Here is a 15593-nt window from a genome sequence, read left to right on the forward strand (position 1 = left end):
GTTTGATCTGATTTTTAGAGAGCTATGGCTTGGTGTGACATAGTAACAGACAAACTTGAAGATGGTCTTTGGGTCACATTATTACTGAGTATTTAACAAAGTAATAACGGCTGCCTCCGTTAGCAGGCCCGAGTATCGGCCTTGGCCCGCACTCAGTGAGGATCAATTCGCAAGAATTGGTCAAATTAAGGTGGTAACACGAAGTTTAAAGCTTTCGTCCTTGCATTTATTGCGGGAAGAAGGCTATTTTTTTGTCAAAATTAAGGAGGAAATTTTTTATGTTTAGATTCAAAACCAAAGTACTAGCTATATTAGCGGCCAGCGTTATTTCGATTGGCGCGCTACAACCACTATTGCAAACGAACGCCAATACCGTTCAGGCTGCTAGCAGCAAGACTTTTCGCGTCGCCACCAATCAAAGTCTGGACTCATTGGATCCAGCTTCACATACATCCATGACTAGTACTGAAATGATCGATCAGATCACTGAAGGCCTTTATCGTTATGATCAAAAAAATAAAGTCATCAATGGATTAGTCGCTGGTGACCCCAAGGTAAATGCGGCCAAAACGGTTTATACTTATACTTTGAAAAAAGCAAAGTGGTCCAACGGGGATGCTGTAACGGCCAACGATTTTGTGTATGCCTTGCGCCGCAAAGCCCAGCCAAAGTATGCCACCAGCGCCATTGACTATATTAAAAATGGGCAAGCTGTCCGTTTAAATCAAAAACCTGCCACAGAATTAGGTATCAAGGCACTTGGGGCTAGAACATTAGAGATTTCTTTGGAAAATCCCATTCCATTTATTAAACAATATCTGACCAGTCCATTCTTCTTGCCAATTGATCAAAAATTTGCTGAGAAAGTTGGTCCCAAATTTGGGACGGCGGCGAAATACACCGTTTCAAATGGACCCTTTGTCTTAAAGGGTTGGACGGGAACTAATGATACCTGGACCTTGGTGAAAAATAAAAATTATTATGGTGCCAAAAGCGTTAAGTTGGATAAAGTAAGTGTTTCCGTCATTAAGGAAACTACAACTGCTTTGAATCTGTTTGATAGTGGCCGTATTGATTATACCGTAGTGGGGGATAGTAATGTTCAAAAATATACGGGATCTAAATCATTGCACCAAAAAACCAGTCCAACTATTGGCTTTTTAAGTCTAAACAACAAACGGACGGATACCGGGAATGTCCATTTAAGACGAGCTCTAGCTATGGCGGTGAATAAGAAGGCATTGACGAATAATTTCTTAAAAGATGGCTCCAAACCTTTAAATGGGCTAATTACCAGGGGCCTAGCCACGAATCCCACCACGGGCAAGGATTATCGTCAGGATACTGGGGACCTCTTAAACTACAGTCCTAAAAAAGCGGCAACCGAGTGGCGAAAAGCTAAAAAGGAACTGGGTAAAGATTCAATTGAACTGGAACTATTGTCTGCCGACACGACCCAAGCTAAAAATGTGGCTGAATTTTTACAATCTCAGTATGAGAAAAATTTGTCTGGACTGAAAATTGATATCAAAGCCATTCCCGTGGCGCAACGGATTCAATTTGAACAAAATGGCAATTACGACTTAGCCTTTGGAACTTACGCCCCTGACTATGGGGATCCAATGTCTTTGCTGTTCCAGTACACGACTGGTCAAAAATTAAACTTCTCCCATTACAGCAATGAGACCTACGATAGTTTGATTAAAAAGGCCACGACTACTCAAGCCACCCAGCCAGTAGCGCGCTACAAGACACTACAGCAAGCCGAAAAAGTTTTATTAGATGATGCGGCAATTAACCCAATTTATCAACAAGGCATTTCTTATCTTCTAAGCAATCGCTTCACCGGTTTTTCAATGCATCCCTTTGGTCAAATTGCCGATTATCGCTACTTACAGCCTAAGTAGTTTTCTGAAAATTGATCAAACAAAGTCATGGTTTTGAAAATCATGACTTTGTTTTTGGCCTAGATAAGTGGCTATAATAAGAAGTACCAGAAAATTATAGGGAGGTCTTTATGAAAACTTATCCAGTGGCATTGAAAATATCGGGTTACCAAGTATTAATCGTTGGTGGCGGCCGCGTGGCGTTGCGAAAAGTCCGGGGGCTGCAAGATACTGGGGCGCATATTACCGTGGTGGCGCCTGTAATTAAAGCAGAAATCCTGCCATTAGTGCAGCAAGTCGAACAACGGGAATTTCAATTTAGAGATCTATTAGACAAGGACATGGTCTTTTGTTGCACCAATTCCCTGCAATTAAATCAACGTATCGCGCGCAGTGCCAATGGGGATCAATTGGTCAATAATACATCTGCTCACGAAGATTCCAACTTTTATAACTATGCCGTATTAGTTGAAGAAGAATTGAATATTCTTATCGGCAGTGAAGGCCATCATATTCGCGCAACTAAAGCCTTAAAAGAAGAGCTAAAAGCTTATTTTCAGGATAAACGGAGGTAAGGGATTCCCCTATTTCCAAATGAAGGTCATTTTTTCGCCGCTAATTACTATTTCCTTTGCTATAATGAAAAATAATTATTAGTCTGTTCAGTAATACACATAAAAGGAGACAACTTATGGCAGAGAAATTAGTGGTCATTGGTAATGGCATGGCAGGGGTTCGCGCAGTTGATAATATTTTACGGGCGAACCCAGATTTATTTGAAATAACGGTTATCGGTGCTGAAAATTATCCGGGTTATAATCGCATTTTGCTGTCTGAAGTTTTAGAAAAAGAAATGGATTGGCCGGATATTATTACCAATGATTATGACTGGTATGCTGAAAACCATATTAATTTAATCAATGATAATCCGGCTACCGCGATTGATCCAGTTAAGCAAGTGGTTACTACCCGTTCTGGGACAGTCTTTAGTTATGATAAATTAATTTTGGCCACTGGCTCGATGCCCTTTATCTTACCCGTGCCGGGGCATGATCTTAAAAATGTGGTGGCTTTTCGCAGCATTGAAGATGGCAAATACATGCAACAAATGGCCGCAAATGGGGCTAATATTGCCGTGATTGGTGGCGGCCTATTGGGTTTAGAAGCCGCCGTGGGGCTAGTGGATCAAGGGGCGACAGTCAGTGTCATTGAATTAGCACCTTGGCTAATGGCCACCCAATTAGATGAAACGGCGGGCAAGATGTTGCAGCGCGACTTAGAAGCTCGTGGCTTGAAGTTTTATTTAGGCAAACGGACAAAGTCGATTTTAGGAGACGACAAAGGCCAGGTTGCCGGTTTAGCCTTTGATGATGGCCAACAACTAGATGTGACAATGGTAGTGATGTCTTTGGGGATCAGACCAGAAACTACCCTGGCCAAAACAGCAGGGTTAAACGTTGCCAGAGGGATTACCGTGGATTCTTTTATGCGGACCAGTGATAATAATATCTTTGCTATTGGTGAATGTACTGAATTTGAGGATCAACTCGTGGGGACAGTAGCCCCATCTTATGCCCAGGCTAAAATTGTGGCCGATGTGTTGTGTGGTGAACCCACCCAGCCTTTTTGCCCCGTCTTAGAGACCATTGAATTAAAAGTGCCAGGAATTGACTTGATTTCAGCTGGTCATATTAAAGAAGATGGTGACGTCCGCTCTATTATTGCCCAAGATGGGGTCAACCACGCTTATAAACGGATTTTTGTAAAAGACGGCATCGTTTGCGGTGAGATTTTATATGGGGATGTTAGTGATGGGAATCGCTATTTCAGCATGATCAAACGCCAAGATGAAATTGCACAGTATCAGGCGACTGGGTTGCTTTTAAAAGAAGGCGGCAGTGATAGCACTGAGGATTTGGCCAGCATGCCCTTAGATGAAATTGTCTGTGGCTGCAATGGGGTCAGCAAAGGTACTATTTTAGATGCTATCCGAGCAGAACAACTCACTTCAGTTACGGGTGTGGGAAAGGTCACCCGGGCTGGGACCTCTTGTGGAAAATGTAAACCAACTATTGAAGCTTTATTGCAATTGGAATTAGGGGATAAAGCGCAAGCCATGACGGAAACTATGTGCCCTTGTACAGATTTAGGCTATGATGAAATCATCACTGCGATCAAAGCCAATCACTGGCTGACGTCTGCGGCTGTCCGCCGGGGGTTGAATTGGCGAACTGAAGAGGGCTGTGACAAGTGCCGGCCGGCTTTGAATTATTATTTAAATATGTTATTTCCAACTGAACATCAAGAAGAAATTACCGCGCGGTGGGCCAATGAACGCTATTTAGCGAACATTCAAAAAGATGGGACCTTCTCAGTGATTCCACGGATGGCTGGCGGGAAGACTTCACCAGAACAGTTGATTAAAATTGCCAAGGTAGCCGAGAAGTTCCATGTACCAATGATCAAAGTCGTGAATGCCCAACGTATTGGGCTATACGGTATTCGCAAAGAAGATCTGCCTAAGGTTTGGCATGACTTAGATATGGATTCTGGGGAAGCTTATGAAAAAACAGCAACTCGCGAAGTTAAAGCTTGTGTGGGTCAAGACTGGTGCCGTTTTGGGACGATTGATTCTGCAGGCTTGGCCGAAAAGATTGATCGAAATTATGTGGGGATCGACACGCCCCATAAAGTGAAGTTGGGTGTTGCGGGCTGCCCTAGAAATTGTGCTGAAGTATTGACTAAAGACTTTGGTGTGATTGGCATCGAAGGGGGCTATCAGCTCTATATTGGGGGTAACAACGGGACGCAAGTGGTTGAAGCCAGTCTGCTGACAACCGTTAAAACTGAAGCTGAAGTCTTAACTTATTTCGGCGCTTATTTACAATGGTATCGCGAACATGCCCACTACGGCCAGCGGACCTTTAAAGTGGTACAAAAAACCGGTGTTGAAAATGTTATCGCCATGTTAAAAGATGATAGTCAGCGGAATGCTTACCTGGAACGGTTAGCCATTGCTAAAGCAGCCTACCAGGACTATCGTCATGGGCTTGCCCCTTGGCAAGCCCGGTTGCAAGATGAAGAAAATTTGCAAGCCTTATACACTGTGGTTGATATCACGGGCCAAACCGTTAAGGAGGGTGTCTAAATGACACGTAAAGCATACATTGCCGAGATGGCGGATATTCCCCTGAAAATGGGGCTTGAAGTGCAAAATGGCGCGCAGTCTATGGCTATTTTTAAATTAAGTGACACCGAAGTTTATGCCATAGGCAATATTTGCCCCCATCGCCAAGGCCCTTTGGCAGATGGCATGGTCACGGGTAAAGCAGTGATTTGCCCCTTGCACAGCTGGCAGATTAGCTTGTTGAACGGAGAACCTTTATTAGAAAATGCGGGAAAGGCTGGCGTACCAACTTATGAAACGATTATTGAAGCTGGTAAGCTGTATGTAATGGTGGACTAATCATGATTAGTTTTGTGGGTGCTGGTGCTGGTGATCCTGATTTAATCACCGTGGCCGGCCTGAAAGCTTTGCAGGCAGCTGATATTGTTTTTTACGATCGACTTTTAAATCCGTTATTATTATTACTGGCCCCCAAAAAAGCTGAGTTGGTTAGTGTGGGTAAATCCCCTCGTTCTAAAGGCCATGCTCAAAATTGGATAACGAACTTATTGCTGCAAGCAACTAAGACCCAGCAACATGTTGTCCGACTCAAAGGTGGCGACGCTGGCATATTTGGGCGCTTGGATGAAGAGATCGCTCCAATTAAGGCCGCGGGTTTACCTTACCAAATTATTCCTGGCATCACTGCGGCTTCCGCATTAGCCGCGTATAGTGGGATCCCGCTAACCAAGCGGGGCATCAGCCATGGTGTAACTTTTTTAACAGGGACCCAACTGTTAGACGGCCAACTGCCAATTTCATTACAACAGCAAGAACAGACAATTGTGGTCTATATGGGCGTGAAACATGCCCCGGCAATTCAAGCCAGTTTGTTAACGCAATTACCAGCTGATTTACCCATGTTGATTGGCCGTTGGGTCAGTTATGGTCGCCAGGAGATCATCCCAGCTACCCTGGCAGATTTTGTGACCATTATGCAGCAACGCCAAATTGAAAACCCAGCCATCTATTTATTTGGGGCAGTCGCCGCTGACTATCAAGCCAATACCAATTGGTTTGCGGCCAAACCTTTATTTGGCACGCGAATATTACTAGTTTTACCGGAATTGAATTATGAAAAGGCTACTTTTTTCACAACCCAAGGGGCTGATGTTTGGGTGATCAGCCAAGATATGGCAGAAAATCAGCGTTTTAAGACGATTACTAAAGCTTGGTTGGTTGACGTGGCGCAGGTGCAGGTTTTGTTGACGGCGAGCATCTCAGCGGTGCTATTTGAACAGCAGCTGTTAAATTTAGATTTACCAGCAATACCAATTGAACAGATTCAAACGGCTTCAGAATTTTTAGCTAAAAGGGGATATTCACGTGACGCAACAGAAGATTTTAGTGGGTAGTCGGGCTAGCAAGTTAGCACTGGTCCAAACCCATGAAGTGATTCAGCGTTTACAGGCAATTGATCCAACTTTGGATTTTGAGGTTGTGCCTATCAAAACAAAAGGAGATTTAAAGCCTAATACAGCCTTGGTGCAACTGGGCAGTAATGGGCTATTTGTCCGAGAAGTTGAAACAGAATTATTGAACCAGCAAATTGATTTCGCGGTGCATAGTGCTAAAGACTTACCGGCCAAATTAGCGCCAGGTTTAACCATTGCGGCCACACCATCCCGAGCTTTGGCCCAAGATGTGTTGGTGGTCAAAGATAGCCAACTCAAACACTGGCAAGATTTACCCCAAGGGGCGGTGATCGGCACCGGTAGTCCCAGACGCCAGACATTATTGCACCACTTACGCCCAGATTTCAAGCTCAAAAATATTCGGGGCAATGTGCCAACACGTCTGAAGAAGCTGGCTATGCAGGACTTTGATGGGATTGTTTTAGCTGCTGCTGGGTTGCAGCGTCTCGGGCTGTTAGATCAAAGGCAGTTACATCACTTTGACTTACCCACCGCACAGTTTATCCCAGCAGCTTGTCAAGGCACCCTGGCACTGGAGTGTGCAACACAAAACCAGGCGATTGTGAAGCTGCTCCAGGGCATTAATGACGTCAAGAATTATCAGGCAATGCGTTGTGAACGGGCATTTTTAAAAACCCTTGAAGGCGACTGTACCATTCCTTTGGGCTGCCTGGCAGAAGTTTCAGATGATGGTCAGATCCAAGCCCGAGCATTTTTGGCGGATAAATTTATACCAGCTCGTTTTACCTATGTGTCTGGTCAAAGTGCTGATCCGGAAAAATTAGGCACCACTTTGGCTCAAAACGCGATGACACAACTACAAAAAAAAGATTAAGACAATTTGCCTTAATCTTTTTTTAATGAGAATTTATTTACGCGTTGGACGCTGTTGTTTACCAGCATTCCGACGGCGATTGCGTTCATGGAGTTTTTCGAGAGATTCATTGGTATTGCTGGCAGTGGCCCCAGCGGCTGCGGTGCGCCCTAAATTGTTGATAACGTCCTTGGTAACAACCTCAACAACAGGTTTTTTATCCAATTCGGCGTCAATGTTGCGCCGAATTCTAGGGGTCATGACATAGCTGACAATGATCTGTTGGATGACGAAAATAATACCACCCACTAAGAAGTAAAGACCCAAGCCAGAAGGGGCAATAATGGCAATGACGAAGGTCGTCGCTGGACTGATCAAGGCCGTCATCCGCATCGCTTTCTTTTGCGCCTCTGGTACGGTTTGTAACATGATCCAACTTTGCAAGACGTATAATAAAGTGGCAATGATAGTAACGGCAATATTGGAAACACCTAAACTAATGCCAAGGAAATGGGCTGAAGAAATTTCTGGGGAATACATCACGGCTTGATAGATGGCAATCATAAATGGAAATTGAATAATTAAAGGCAAACAGCCGATACCGCCGGTTAAACTCAAATTGTTCTCCCGATAGACTTTCATTTGAAGTTGGGATAATTGGGTCTGGGCATCAGGAGTTTTATTTTCCCGCATGGCATTTTGAATCAAAGTCAATTGGGGTTGGACCCGTTGCATTTTTTCTTGCTGGGTCGTGGATTTATTAGATTGATACAGCATCAATGGTAAGATGGCTAAGCGCACGATGAAAGTGATGATTAAAATACCCCAACCATAACCACTGGGGCCACCAATCAAATCAGCAGTCCAATTGATCAAATGTTGCATTGGCAGGGCTAATACATTATAAAGTGTCCCGTAAATCATACCAGTAGGTGGTTTTTGCCCGGTACGGTAAACATTTTGAACATTACAACCACTTAAGACGGTCAATAAAACAACTGCCGTCAAAACGAGTAGTATGTATTTGGTTTTTTTATTTTTCATTTTCCGTTCCTTTCATAGATAGGTCCAAAAAATACTATACGTTATGGTAAGGGACATTTCAACTGATTTTCAGCCAATTACGTTGAATTGCCCAAAATCGGGCAAAGGTCGTAGTTCCTGTTCCAATACTTTTTGCACCCGGGCATAAGGGGATGGACCTGCCTTGATAGCCGTGACAAAGGCTTGTAAATTGCGGGTTTCACCCACAGCTTGAATCGAAACACTGTTGTCGGAATTGTTTTTAACCGTACCTTTGATATTAAACTTATTGGCCAGCATCACCGTGGTATAGCGAAAGCCCACACCTTGAACTCGGCCAAAGACAGTTAGAGAAACGCCTCTTTGCATTTGTATACACATCCTTATGAATTATTGCTACAATAGATATCATACTACGAACAGTTCAAAAAGGAGAACACTTTGAAAATTATTGATTCACCTAAAAATGATACAATTAAGAATATAATCAAATTAAAGCAGACAAAATACCAAAAAAAAGAACGACTTTATCTCCTCGAAGGTCGTCATGAAATTACGGAGGCTATCAAGGCCCAAGCGCCGATTCAACAACTATTGGTGACCCAAACCACGTTAGATGCCAATCCAACTTTTCTTGGGGATTTTGAGACAATTCTAATTAGTGATGCGGTCAGCAAGCACTTAGCTGATACGAAGACCGATCAGGGTGTTTTTGCTGTATTACCAATTTTAACGCCAACTTTACCGACCACAATCAAGGGGGCTTGGTTATGGCTAGATGATTTGCAAGATCCCGGCAATGTGGGCACTTTGGTTCGGACAGCAGATGCGGCTGGTTTTACAGGGGTTATTTTTGGCTCAAATACGGTCTCGGCATATCATCCCAAGACGTTGCGGGGCATGCAGGGGAGTCAGTTCCATATTGCCCTGTACAAAGCCGATTTGATGGCAACTTTGTTAACTTTTAAGGCCCAAAACATTCCTATCTATGGCACAGCTTTAGGGGACAATACAGTTAGTTTTCGCGATGTGGGGCCCGTCACTGATTTCGCCTTGGTCATTGGCAACGAAGGTAATGGGATGGCACCAGACTTATTAAAAGCAACGATACAAAATTTATATATCCCAATTACGGGTGCGGCTGAATCTTTGAATGCTGCGGTAGCTGCTGGCATTTTAATGTTTCAATTACACCAATGATACCGCTTTGCTTTGGGGCTAAAACATGATATAATTTGGTTGCTCAAGGTTATGTGACTGTCAAAAAGGGAGTTTGTGAATGTCAGAGAAAAGTTGGCAAAATGATTCTGAATATGTCGCATTGGTATCAGATCTACTGCAACGTGATGAGGTTTTAAAGTTGGCAGAGTTTACCCAGCATTATTATTCTAACCGCTTAGAACACTCAATTCACGTATCATATCGAAGCTATTTATTAGGTAAGAAATTAAATTTAAACACTAGAGCACTTGCTCGAGCTGGGTTGTTACACGATTTGTTTTATTATGATTGGCGCAATACCAAATTTGATTTGGGGACACACGCCTATGTGCATCCCAGAATTGCTTTGCGTAACGCTGAAAAGTTAACAGATCTAACCCCAATGGAAAAAGATATTATCATCAAGCATATGTTTGGCGCGACTTTGGCTTTGCCAAAATACAAGGAAAGCTGGGTTGTGACCTTGGTTGATGATTACTGCGCGTTAGAAGAAGTTGGCGATCCATTGTATCATCGGGCTGCTGCTAAAATCAAACGCCGGTTTGGTGTCTCAATTTCATAAGGTTTTACAGCAAAAAGGTTGCTATATGCAGCCTTTTTGTTTATACTTATTTTTAATAAGTAGAGGTGAGAGCATGGTTGAACAAACAAAGACTGAGCTGGCAGTACCCTGCCAAAGTGAACAATTTCAACTTTGTCCCAAGTTCACAAAGACCTTCTCCATTCTAGGCAAGAAATGGAACGGCCTAATTATTGATGTATTGTTAGAAAATGGGACGTTGCGTTTTAAGGATCTATCCAGTAACATTACGAAATGTAGTGATCGTGTTTTAGTAGAACGTTTGAAAGAATTAGAGGCTGAGCATTTAGTTCAGCGGTTGACCCACTGTGATTCTGGGCTGATCGAATATCGCTTAACCGATAAGGGCCAAGCACTCGGACCTGTCATGGCGGCAATTCATCAGTGGTCAGATAATTTTATTGACGCTGCAGAATGTGAGTAGTGATTTGACAAAAAATGGAATTGCGGTATCATATTTTTATATTGAAAGACGTTGAAGGAAAGTAGTACCAGTTGTAAGGGTTGATTAGAGAAGCTTCTTTTTTCTGAGATGAAGCCCAATTCTTATACTGGGAATTCACTTCCTGAGTCGGCACCTAAAAAGTGTTCCGGTTGAGTGGCCGTTAAACATGAAGTGTATAACGTATTTTTGCGTTGTAAATTAGGGTGGTACCGCGCGTAGACCTCGTCCCTTGCTGGATGGGGTCTTTTTTTGTCTGGAAATAACAATATGGAAGGAACTTCAATTATGAGCTTGAAAAGTGATTTAGAGCAGTTAAAAGAAAAGGGTTTAGCCCAAATTAAAACTGTGGATTCAACAAAAGTGTTAAATGATATCCGGGTTAGTTTGTTAGGTAAAAAAGGCCCAATCACCAATGTACTGCGGGGGATGAAAGACTTAAGCGCTGAAGAACGGCCGCAAGTGGGCAGTTTTGCTAATGAAGTTCGGGATAGTTTAACGGCAGCTATTGAAACTAAGAAACAAGAGCTACAAACGCAATTATTAAACGAGCAATTAAGTGCTGAAACCATTGACGTCACGTTACCCGGCCGGCCGGTTGAAATTGGCACAAGTCATGTTTTGACGCAAGTTCAAAACGATATTGAAGAATTATTCATTGGCATGGGCTACCAAGTCGTCGATGGCCCTGAAGTTGAAGAAGACCACTATAATTTCGAAATGATGAATATGCCTAAGGATCACCCGGCTCGGGATATGCAGGATACTTTTTATATCACCAATGAAGTCTTAATGCGGACTCATACCTCGCCGGTACAGGCCCGGACATTAGAAAAACACGATTTTAACCAAGGCCCTTTGAAGATGATCAGTCCCGGCCGGGTTTATCGGCGGGACACAGATGATGCCACGCATTCCCATCAATTCCATCAAATTGAAGGCTTGGTAGTGGATAAACACATTACTATGGCAGATTTAAAGGGAACACTAGAAGTTTTAGCAAAACATGTTTTTGGTGCTGATCGGAAAATTCGGCTGCGACCAAGTTATTTCCCGTTCACGGAGCCATCTGTTGAAGTTGATGTATCTTGCTTTAAGTGCGGTGGTAAAGGCTGTGCCGTTTGCAAATATACTGGCTGGATTGAAGTACTTGGTGCTGGGATGGTTCATCCCAATGTCATTGAAAATGCCGGGATTGATTCTAAAATCTATGGTGGCTTTGCCTTTGGGTTAGGCCCTGATCGCTTTGCCATGCTGAAGTATGGCATTGATGATATTCGGGAATTCTACTTAAACGATATTCGTTTCTTACATCAATTCAAAGTGGAGGATTAATTTTTCATGAAGATTTCTTACAAATGGCTTCAAGAATATATTAACTTAAATGAAAATCCAGATGTTCTGGCTGATAAGGTTTCTTTAACCGGTATCGAAGTTGCGGGTGTGCGCTATCCGGACAAAGGATTAAAGAAGATTGTCGTTGGGCATGTCAATTCAATCGAACCGCACCCTGATTCTGATCATTTAAATATTTGCCAGGTCGAGGTTGGTGAAAGCGAACCCTATCAAATTGTCTGTGGGGCGCCCAATGTCGCAGCGGGCCAAGATGTTATCGTAGCCCTACCAGGCTCACGTATTGCCAATAATGTCAAAATCAAGAAAAGTAAAATGCGGGGTGTAGAATCTAAAGGTATGATTTGTGCCTTACAAGAAATAGGTTTTCCTGACAATGTCGTGCCTAAAGAATATGCCAATGGTATCTATGTTTTCACTGAACCCGTTAAAGTTGGCGAGCCTGTTTTCAAGTATCTGGGGATGGATGATGCCATTTTAGATTTCGATATTACGCCTAATCGTGCGGATACATTAGGAATGCACGGGACGGCTTGGGAAGTTGGGGCGATGTATCATGAAAAGCCAACTTTCAAACAACCTGAACTTACCGAAACAAATACCAAAGCCCAAGATTTACTGAGGGTTTCCGTTGAGAATAAGGCTGTTGTGCCGGGTTATTATTTGCGGATCGTAGAAAACGTCCAAATTAAACCAAGTCCCATGTGGCTGCAGATTCACTTATGGAACGCAGGGATTCGGCCAATCAATAACGTGGTTGATATCACCAATTACATTATGCTTGCTTACGGACAGCCGATGCATGCCTTTGACTACGATAAATTGACCCGTAAAGAAATATTGGTTCGGGATGCTAAAGCTGGTGAAGTGATCACCTCTTTGGATGGGGAAGGCCATCAATTAGACCCTGAAGATATTGTCATTACCGATGGCGTAATTCCAACCGGCATTGCCGGGGTCATGGGGGGCTTAGATTCTGAAATCACTGCTAGCTCCAAGACCGTTGTTTTGGAAGCCGCTGTGTTTAATGGTACCCGGATCCGTAAAACGGCCCAACGTCATAATTTAAGAACAGATGCCTCTACCCGTTTTGAAAAAGGGATCGATACAGCTTCCGTGACCGATGCCCTCAATGCAGCTGCAAGTTTACTGGCGCAATTAGCTGACGGCGCTGTAGCTCAAGGCATTTTAGTAGGCAATGATATTCAGCCTAAAGACGCGGTCATTGCTATTCGCCTAGCGCGGATTAATCATATCTTAGGAACCGAATTAACTTTGCCGCAAGTTCAAGCCATTTTCGAAAATCTAGGTTTTGGCGTGACCATTTCAGATACAGATCTGATGACGGTTTCTGTGCCACCACGGCGTTGGGACATTAGTATCGAAGCTGACTTGGTGGAAGAAGTGGCACGGATGTATGGCTATGACAACTTGCCTGCTACTTTGCCTAAGATTGCCATGACACCTGGTAAATTCAATCCACAACAGCGTTTCATTCGGCGCAGCAAAACATTGTTGCAAAGTGCGGGTTTATCGGAAGTTATTAGTTATGCTTTAACTACCAGAGCCAAAGCACAGCAATTTACCATGACTGCGGACACGGCCCTTACAAAATTAGATTGGCCAATGACAGAAGATCATGCTTATTTACGCTTAAATCTAGTGAGTGGTTTATTGAATGATATTGCTTATAATGTGGCCCGTAATCAAACTGATTTGGCTATTTACGAACAGGGTCGCGCCTTTACTAAAAAAGCGGGCCAAATTCGGCCAATTGAACGGGAATATTTAGCTGGTGCTGTAACTGGGTTAGTCAGTGGTGATAACTGGGCCCAAGGCAAACAAGTAGTGGACTTTTACTACCTCAAGGGTATTTTAGATACGTATTTAGCTGATCATGACTACACAGGGGACATTAGTTACGTTGCCAACACTGACCGGCCTGAATTACATCCTGGTCGTTGTGCAGATGTGTATGTGGGCGAGCAATTTGTTGGTTTCATTGGCCAAGTTCATCCGGCTACTGCAAAGGCTTATGCTATTCCTGAAACTTATGTCTTCCAATTAGATTTATCCACGTTGTTAGCTTTGCCGACTACTACCTTAGTTTCCCAATCAGCGCCTAAATATCCGGCTACCAGTCGCGATATTGCCGTTTTATTACCAGATACGGTAACTAATGCGCAAGTTGAAGCCATTATTAAACGCCGGGGTGGGCAGCACTTACAAAATATCCACTTATTTGATGTTTATGCTGGCAAGAATATTGAAGCTGGCCATAAGTCCTTAGCTTATAGTTTGACCTTCCAAAATCCAGAAGCCACGTTGACTGAAAGTGAAATCAACGAACAAATGACGCATATCATTGCTTATTTAACTGAAACATTGCATGCAGAAATTCGGTAATTTCTAATCAACAATTAATATCTAGTGCAAATTTTAGCTAAGTCTTGTATAATATTCTAGATTAAGCATTTCAGGAGGGCTAACTTTGCGTGAAGATAACAATAAAGATAATTCCAAGTCGGATTTAAAGGCTGCCGCGCAAAAGCGAAAGACGCAACGTCGGACCGAGAAAAAGGCTGCAAATCGGATTGTCACATGGATCATCGGTGTATTAATTGTGTTGATTGTGATCTTAGGCTTTACGACGTACCACTATATCAGCAGTTCGCTGAAGCCTTTGAATCCCAGCAGTAAGGCACAAGTAACCGTTAAAATTCCAATCGGGTCGACCAATAAAGAGGTAGCCACAAGATTGGAAAATAAAAACGTCATTAAAAGTGCTACGGTTTTTAACTATTATGTCAAAACCCACAATTTTTCCGATTTCCAAGCGGGAACTTACCTATTTTCACCTTCTCAAACCTTATCTCAGATCACCAGTGAATTGCAACAGGGACCAGAGAAGAAGGTCATGGCTAAGGTGACCGTTAAAGAAGGGGTCACCATTGATCAAATTGGGGATGCCATTCAAAAAGAAACCAAGTTCAAGAAATCTGACTTTTTGAAGCTAATGAAAGATGAAAGTTACTTGAAGAAGCTACAAAAGAAATATCCAAAATTGTTAGATTCAACCATGGCAACTAAAAATGTGCGTTACCATTTAGAGGGCTATTTATTCCCGGCACGCTATGATATTTATCAAGGGGATACCTTGCGTACTTTAGTAGATGGCATGATTTTGAAGATGAATCAAGTTATGACGCCTTATTACAGTAAAATTAGCAGCGATGATATGACCGTGCAAGAGACATTAACGCTGGCATCATTAGTAGAGCGCGAAGGGGTAACTAACACGGATCGTAAAAAGATTGCGGGTGTTTTCTTTAATCGTCTAGATATTGACATGCCAATTCAGTCCGATATTTCAGTCATGTACGCCTTGAATACCCATAAGGAACATTTGACTAATAAAGATACCGCTGTGAAATCGCCTTATAATCTGTATAAAAATAAAGGTTATGGGCCCGGACCGTTCAACTCACCAAGTTTGCAATCTATTCAAGCTGTGTTGAATCCGGCTGATCGAAATCAGGATTATTTGTACTTTGTGGCTGATTTAAAGACTGGTAAGGTTTACTATAGTCATACCTATGACCAGCATTTGACAACAAATTCATCACTGGATCAATAAGCATTTTCAACACTTAAAGTGTCGATACAAAAGGCTGAGGGCAATCTTATATTGTC

Annotated in this window: 14 protein-coding genes and 2 other annotated features (1 of these 16 running past the window's edge); of the genes, 12 read left to right on the plus strand and 2 right to left on the minus strand. The window is 42.9% G+C overall.

All coding sequences use genetic code 11. From position 1 onward, the window contains the following. Positions 1–225 (plus strand) — a binding site (T-box leader) (it extends 27 nt beyond the left edge of the window). Between the two features lie 53 nt (positions 226–278). The 6 genes from FC83_RS03280 to hemC all read left to right on the plus strand — a co-directional run bounded on the left by FC83_RS03280 (position 279) and on the right by hemC (position 7302). After that, positions 279–1907, plus strand: a complete 1629-nt coding sequence (locus tag FC83_RS03280) for a peptide ABC transporter substrate-binding protein (RefSeq protein WP_035452389.1) — start codon at positions 279–281, stop codon at positions 1905–1907. A 110-nt stretch (positions 1908–2017) separates the two neighbouring features. After that, positions 2018–2461 carry a precorrin-2 dehydrogenase/sirohydrochlorin ferrochelatase family protein gene (locus tag FC83_RS03285; RefSeq protein ID WP_035452390.1) on the plus strand — a complete coding sequence of 148 codons (444 nt, stop codon included), beginning with the start codon at positions 2018–2020 and terminating at the stop codon, positions 2459–2461. Between the two features lie 116 nt (positions 2462–2577). Continuing rightward, positions 2578–5034, plus strand: coding sequence for a nitrite reductase large subunit NirB (gene nirB, locus FC83_RS03290; RefSeq protein WP_035452392.1), 2457 nt, complete (start codon positions 2578–2580; stop codon positions 5032–5034). Beyond that, positions 5035–5352 (plus strand): Rieske 2Fe-2S domain-containing protein, encoded by a 318-nt coding sequence (locus FC83_RS03295; RefSeq protein ID WP_035452393.1) that lies wholly within the window; start codon positions 5035–5037, stop codon positions 5350–5352. It begins immediately after the preceding gene. A 2-nt stretch (positions 5353–5354) separates the two neighbouring features. Continuing rightward, positions 5355–6407, plus strand: a complete 1053-nt coding sequence (cobA, locus tag FC83_RS03300; protein ID WP_057002387.1) for a uroporphyrinogen-III C-methyltransferase — start codon at positions 5355–5357, stop codon at positions 6405–6407. Further along, on the plus strand, positions 6379–7302 hold the full coding sequence (gene hemC / locus FC83_RS03305) for a hydroxymethylbilane synthase (protein ID WP_057002388.1): 924 nt from the start codon (positions 6379–6381) through the stop codon (positions 7300–7302). The genes cobA and hemC overlap by 29 nt, the downstream gene beginning before the upstream one ends. Before the next feature lie 33 nt (positions 7303–7335). On the opposite strand, the gene yidC is transcribed toward hemC, so the two are convergent. Together yidC and FC83_RS03315 are read right to left on the minus strand one after the other, a co-directional pair. Then, positions 7336–8325, minus strand: coding sequence for a membrane protein insertase YidC (gene yidC, locus FC83_RS03310; RefSeq protein WP_057002389.1), 990 nt, complete (start codon positions 8323–8325; stop codon positions 7336–7338). 69 nt (positions 8326–8394) lie between these two features. After that, positions 8395–8673, minus strand: coding sequence for an acylphosphatase (locus FC83_RS03315; protein WP_052004596.1), 279 nt, complete (start codon positions 8671–8673; stop codon positions 8395–8397). A gap of 72 nt (positions 8674–8745) precedes the next feature. Here FC83_RS03315 and FC83_RS03320 point away from each other — a divergent pair, with 72 nt between their 5' ends. The 6 genes from FC83_RS03320 to mltG all read left to right on the plus strand — a co-directional run bounded on the left by FC83_RS03320 (position 8746) and on the right by mltG (position 15537). After that, positions 8746–9504 (plus strand): TrmH family RNA methyltransferase, encoded by a 759-nt coding sequence (locus FC83_RS03320; RefSeq protein ID WP_035452396.1) that lies wholly within the window; start codon positions 8746–8748, stop codon positions 9502–9504. Positions 9505–9583: 79 nt separating this feature from the next. After that, the gene (locus FC83_RS03325) at positions 9584–10087 is read left to right on the plus strand and encodes an HD domain-containing protein (RefSeq protein ID WP_057002390.1); all 504 of its coding nucleotides are present in this window, start codon (positions 9584–9586) and stop codon (positions 10085–10087) included. Between the two features lie 73 nt (positions 10088–10160). Beyond that, positions 10161–10529, plus strand: coding sequence for a winged helix-turn-helix transcriptional regulator (locus FC83_RS03330; protein WP_057002391.1), 369 nt, complete (start codon positions 10161–10163; stop codon positions 10527–10529). 42 nt (positions 10530–10571) lie between these two features. Next, positions 10572–10783 (plus strand) — a binding site (T-box leader). Between the two features lie 52 nt (positions 10784–10835). Continuing rightward, entirely contained in the window at positions 10836–11882 is a 1047-nt protein-coding gene (gene pheS, locus FC83_RS03335; RefSeq protein ID WP_057002392.1) for a phenylalanine--tRNA ligase subunit alpha, read from the plus strand. Positions 11883–11888: 6 nt separating this feature from the next. Next, complete coding sequence (gene pheT / locus FC83_RS03340; RefSeq protein ID WP_035452397.1) at positions 11889–14306, plus strand: phenylalanine--tRNA ligase subunit beta; 2418 nt, start codon at positions 11889–11891, stop codon at positions 14304–14306. 85 nt (positions 14307–14391) lie between these two features. Continuing rightward, a complete protein-coding gene (mltG, locus tag FC83_RS03345; protein ID WP_035452398.1) occupies positions 14392–15537 on the plus strand; it encodes an endolytic transglycosylase MltG in 1146 nt (381 codons plus the stop codon). Positions 15538–15593: the final 56 nt, after the last annotated feature.

It is taken from the genome of Agrilactobacillus composti DSM 18527 = JCM 14202 (genome assembly GCF_001436375.1).
In the GTDB taxonomy this organism is placed as follows: Bacteria; Bacillota; Bacilli; order Lactobacillales; family Lactobacillaceae; genus Agrilactobacillus; species Agrilactobacillus composti.

Excerpts from the sequence above, each read along its gene's own strand:
- nirB (WP_035452392.1), top strand. The coding sequence starts at position 2,578 with ATGGCAGAGAAATTAGTGGTCATTGGTAATGGCATGGCAGGGGTTCGC.
- cobA (WP_057002387.1), top strand. The coding sequence starts at position 5,355 with ATGATTAGTTTTGTGGGTGCTGGTGCTGGTGATCCTGATTTAATCACC.
- FC83_RS03315 (WP_052004596.1), bottom strand. The coding sequence starts at position 8,673 with ATGCAAAGAGGCGTTTCTCTAACTGTCTTTGGCCGAGTTCAAGGTGTG.
- pheS (WP_057002392.1), top strand. The coding sequence starts at position 10,836 with ATGAGCTTGAAAAGTGATTTAGAGCAGTTAAAAGAAAAGGGTTTAGCC.
- FC83_RS03325 (WP_057002390.1), top strand. The coding sequence starts at position 9,584 with ATGTCAGAGAAAAGTTGGCAAAATGATTCTGAATATGTCGCATTGGTA.
- FC83_RS03280 (WP_035452389.1), top strand. The coding sequence starts at position 279 with ATGTTTAGATTCAAAACCAAAGTACTAGCTATATTAGCGGCCAGCGTT.
- FC83_RS03285 (WP_035452390.1), top strand. The coding sequence starts at position 2,018 with ATGAAAACTTATCCAGTGGCATTGAAAATATCGGGTTACCAAGTATTA.
- FC83_RS03295 (WP_035452393.1), top strand. The coding sequence starts at position 5,035 with ATGACACGTAAAGCATACATTGCCGAGATGGCGGATATTCCCCTGAAA.
- pheT (WP_035452397.1), top strand. The coding sequence starts at position 11,889 with ATGAAGATTTCTTACAAATGGCTTCAAGAATATATTAACTTAAATGAA.
- FC83_RS03330 (WP_057002391.1), top strand. The coding sequence starts at position 10,161 with ATGGTTGAACAAACAAAGACTGAGCTGGCAGTACCCTGCCAAAGTGAA.
- yidC (WP_057002389.1), bottom strand. The coding sequence starts at position 8,325 with ATGAAAAATAAAAAAACCAAATACATACTACTCGTTTTGACGGCAGTT.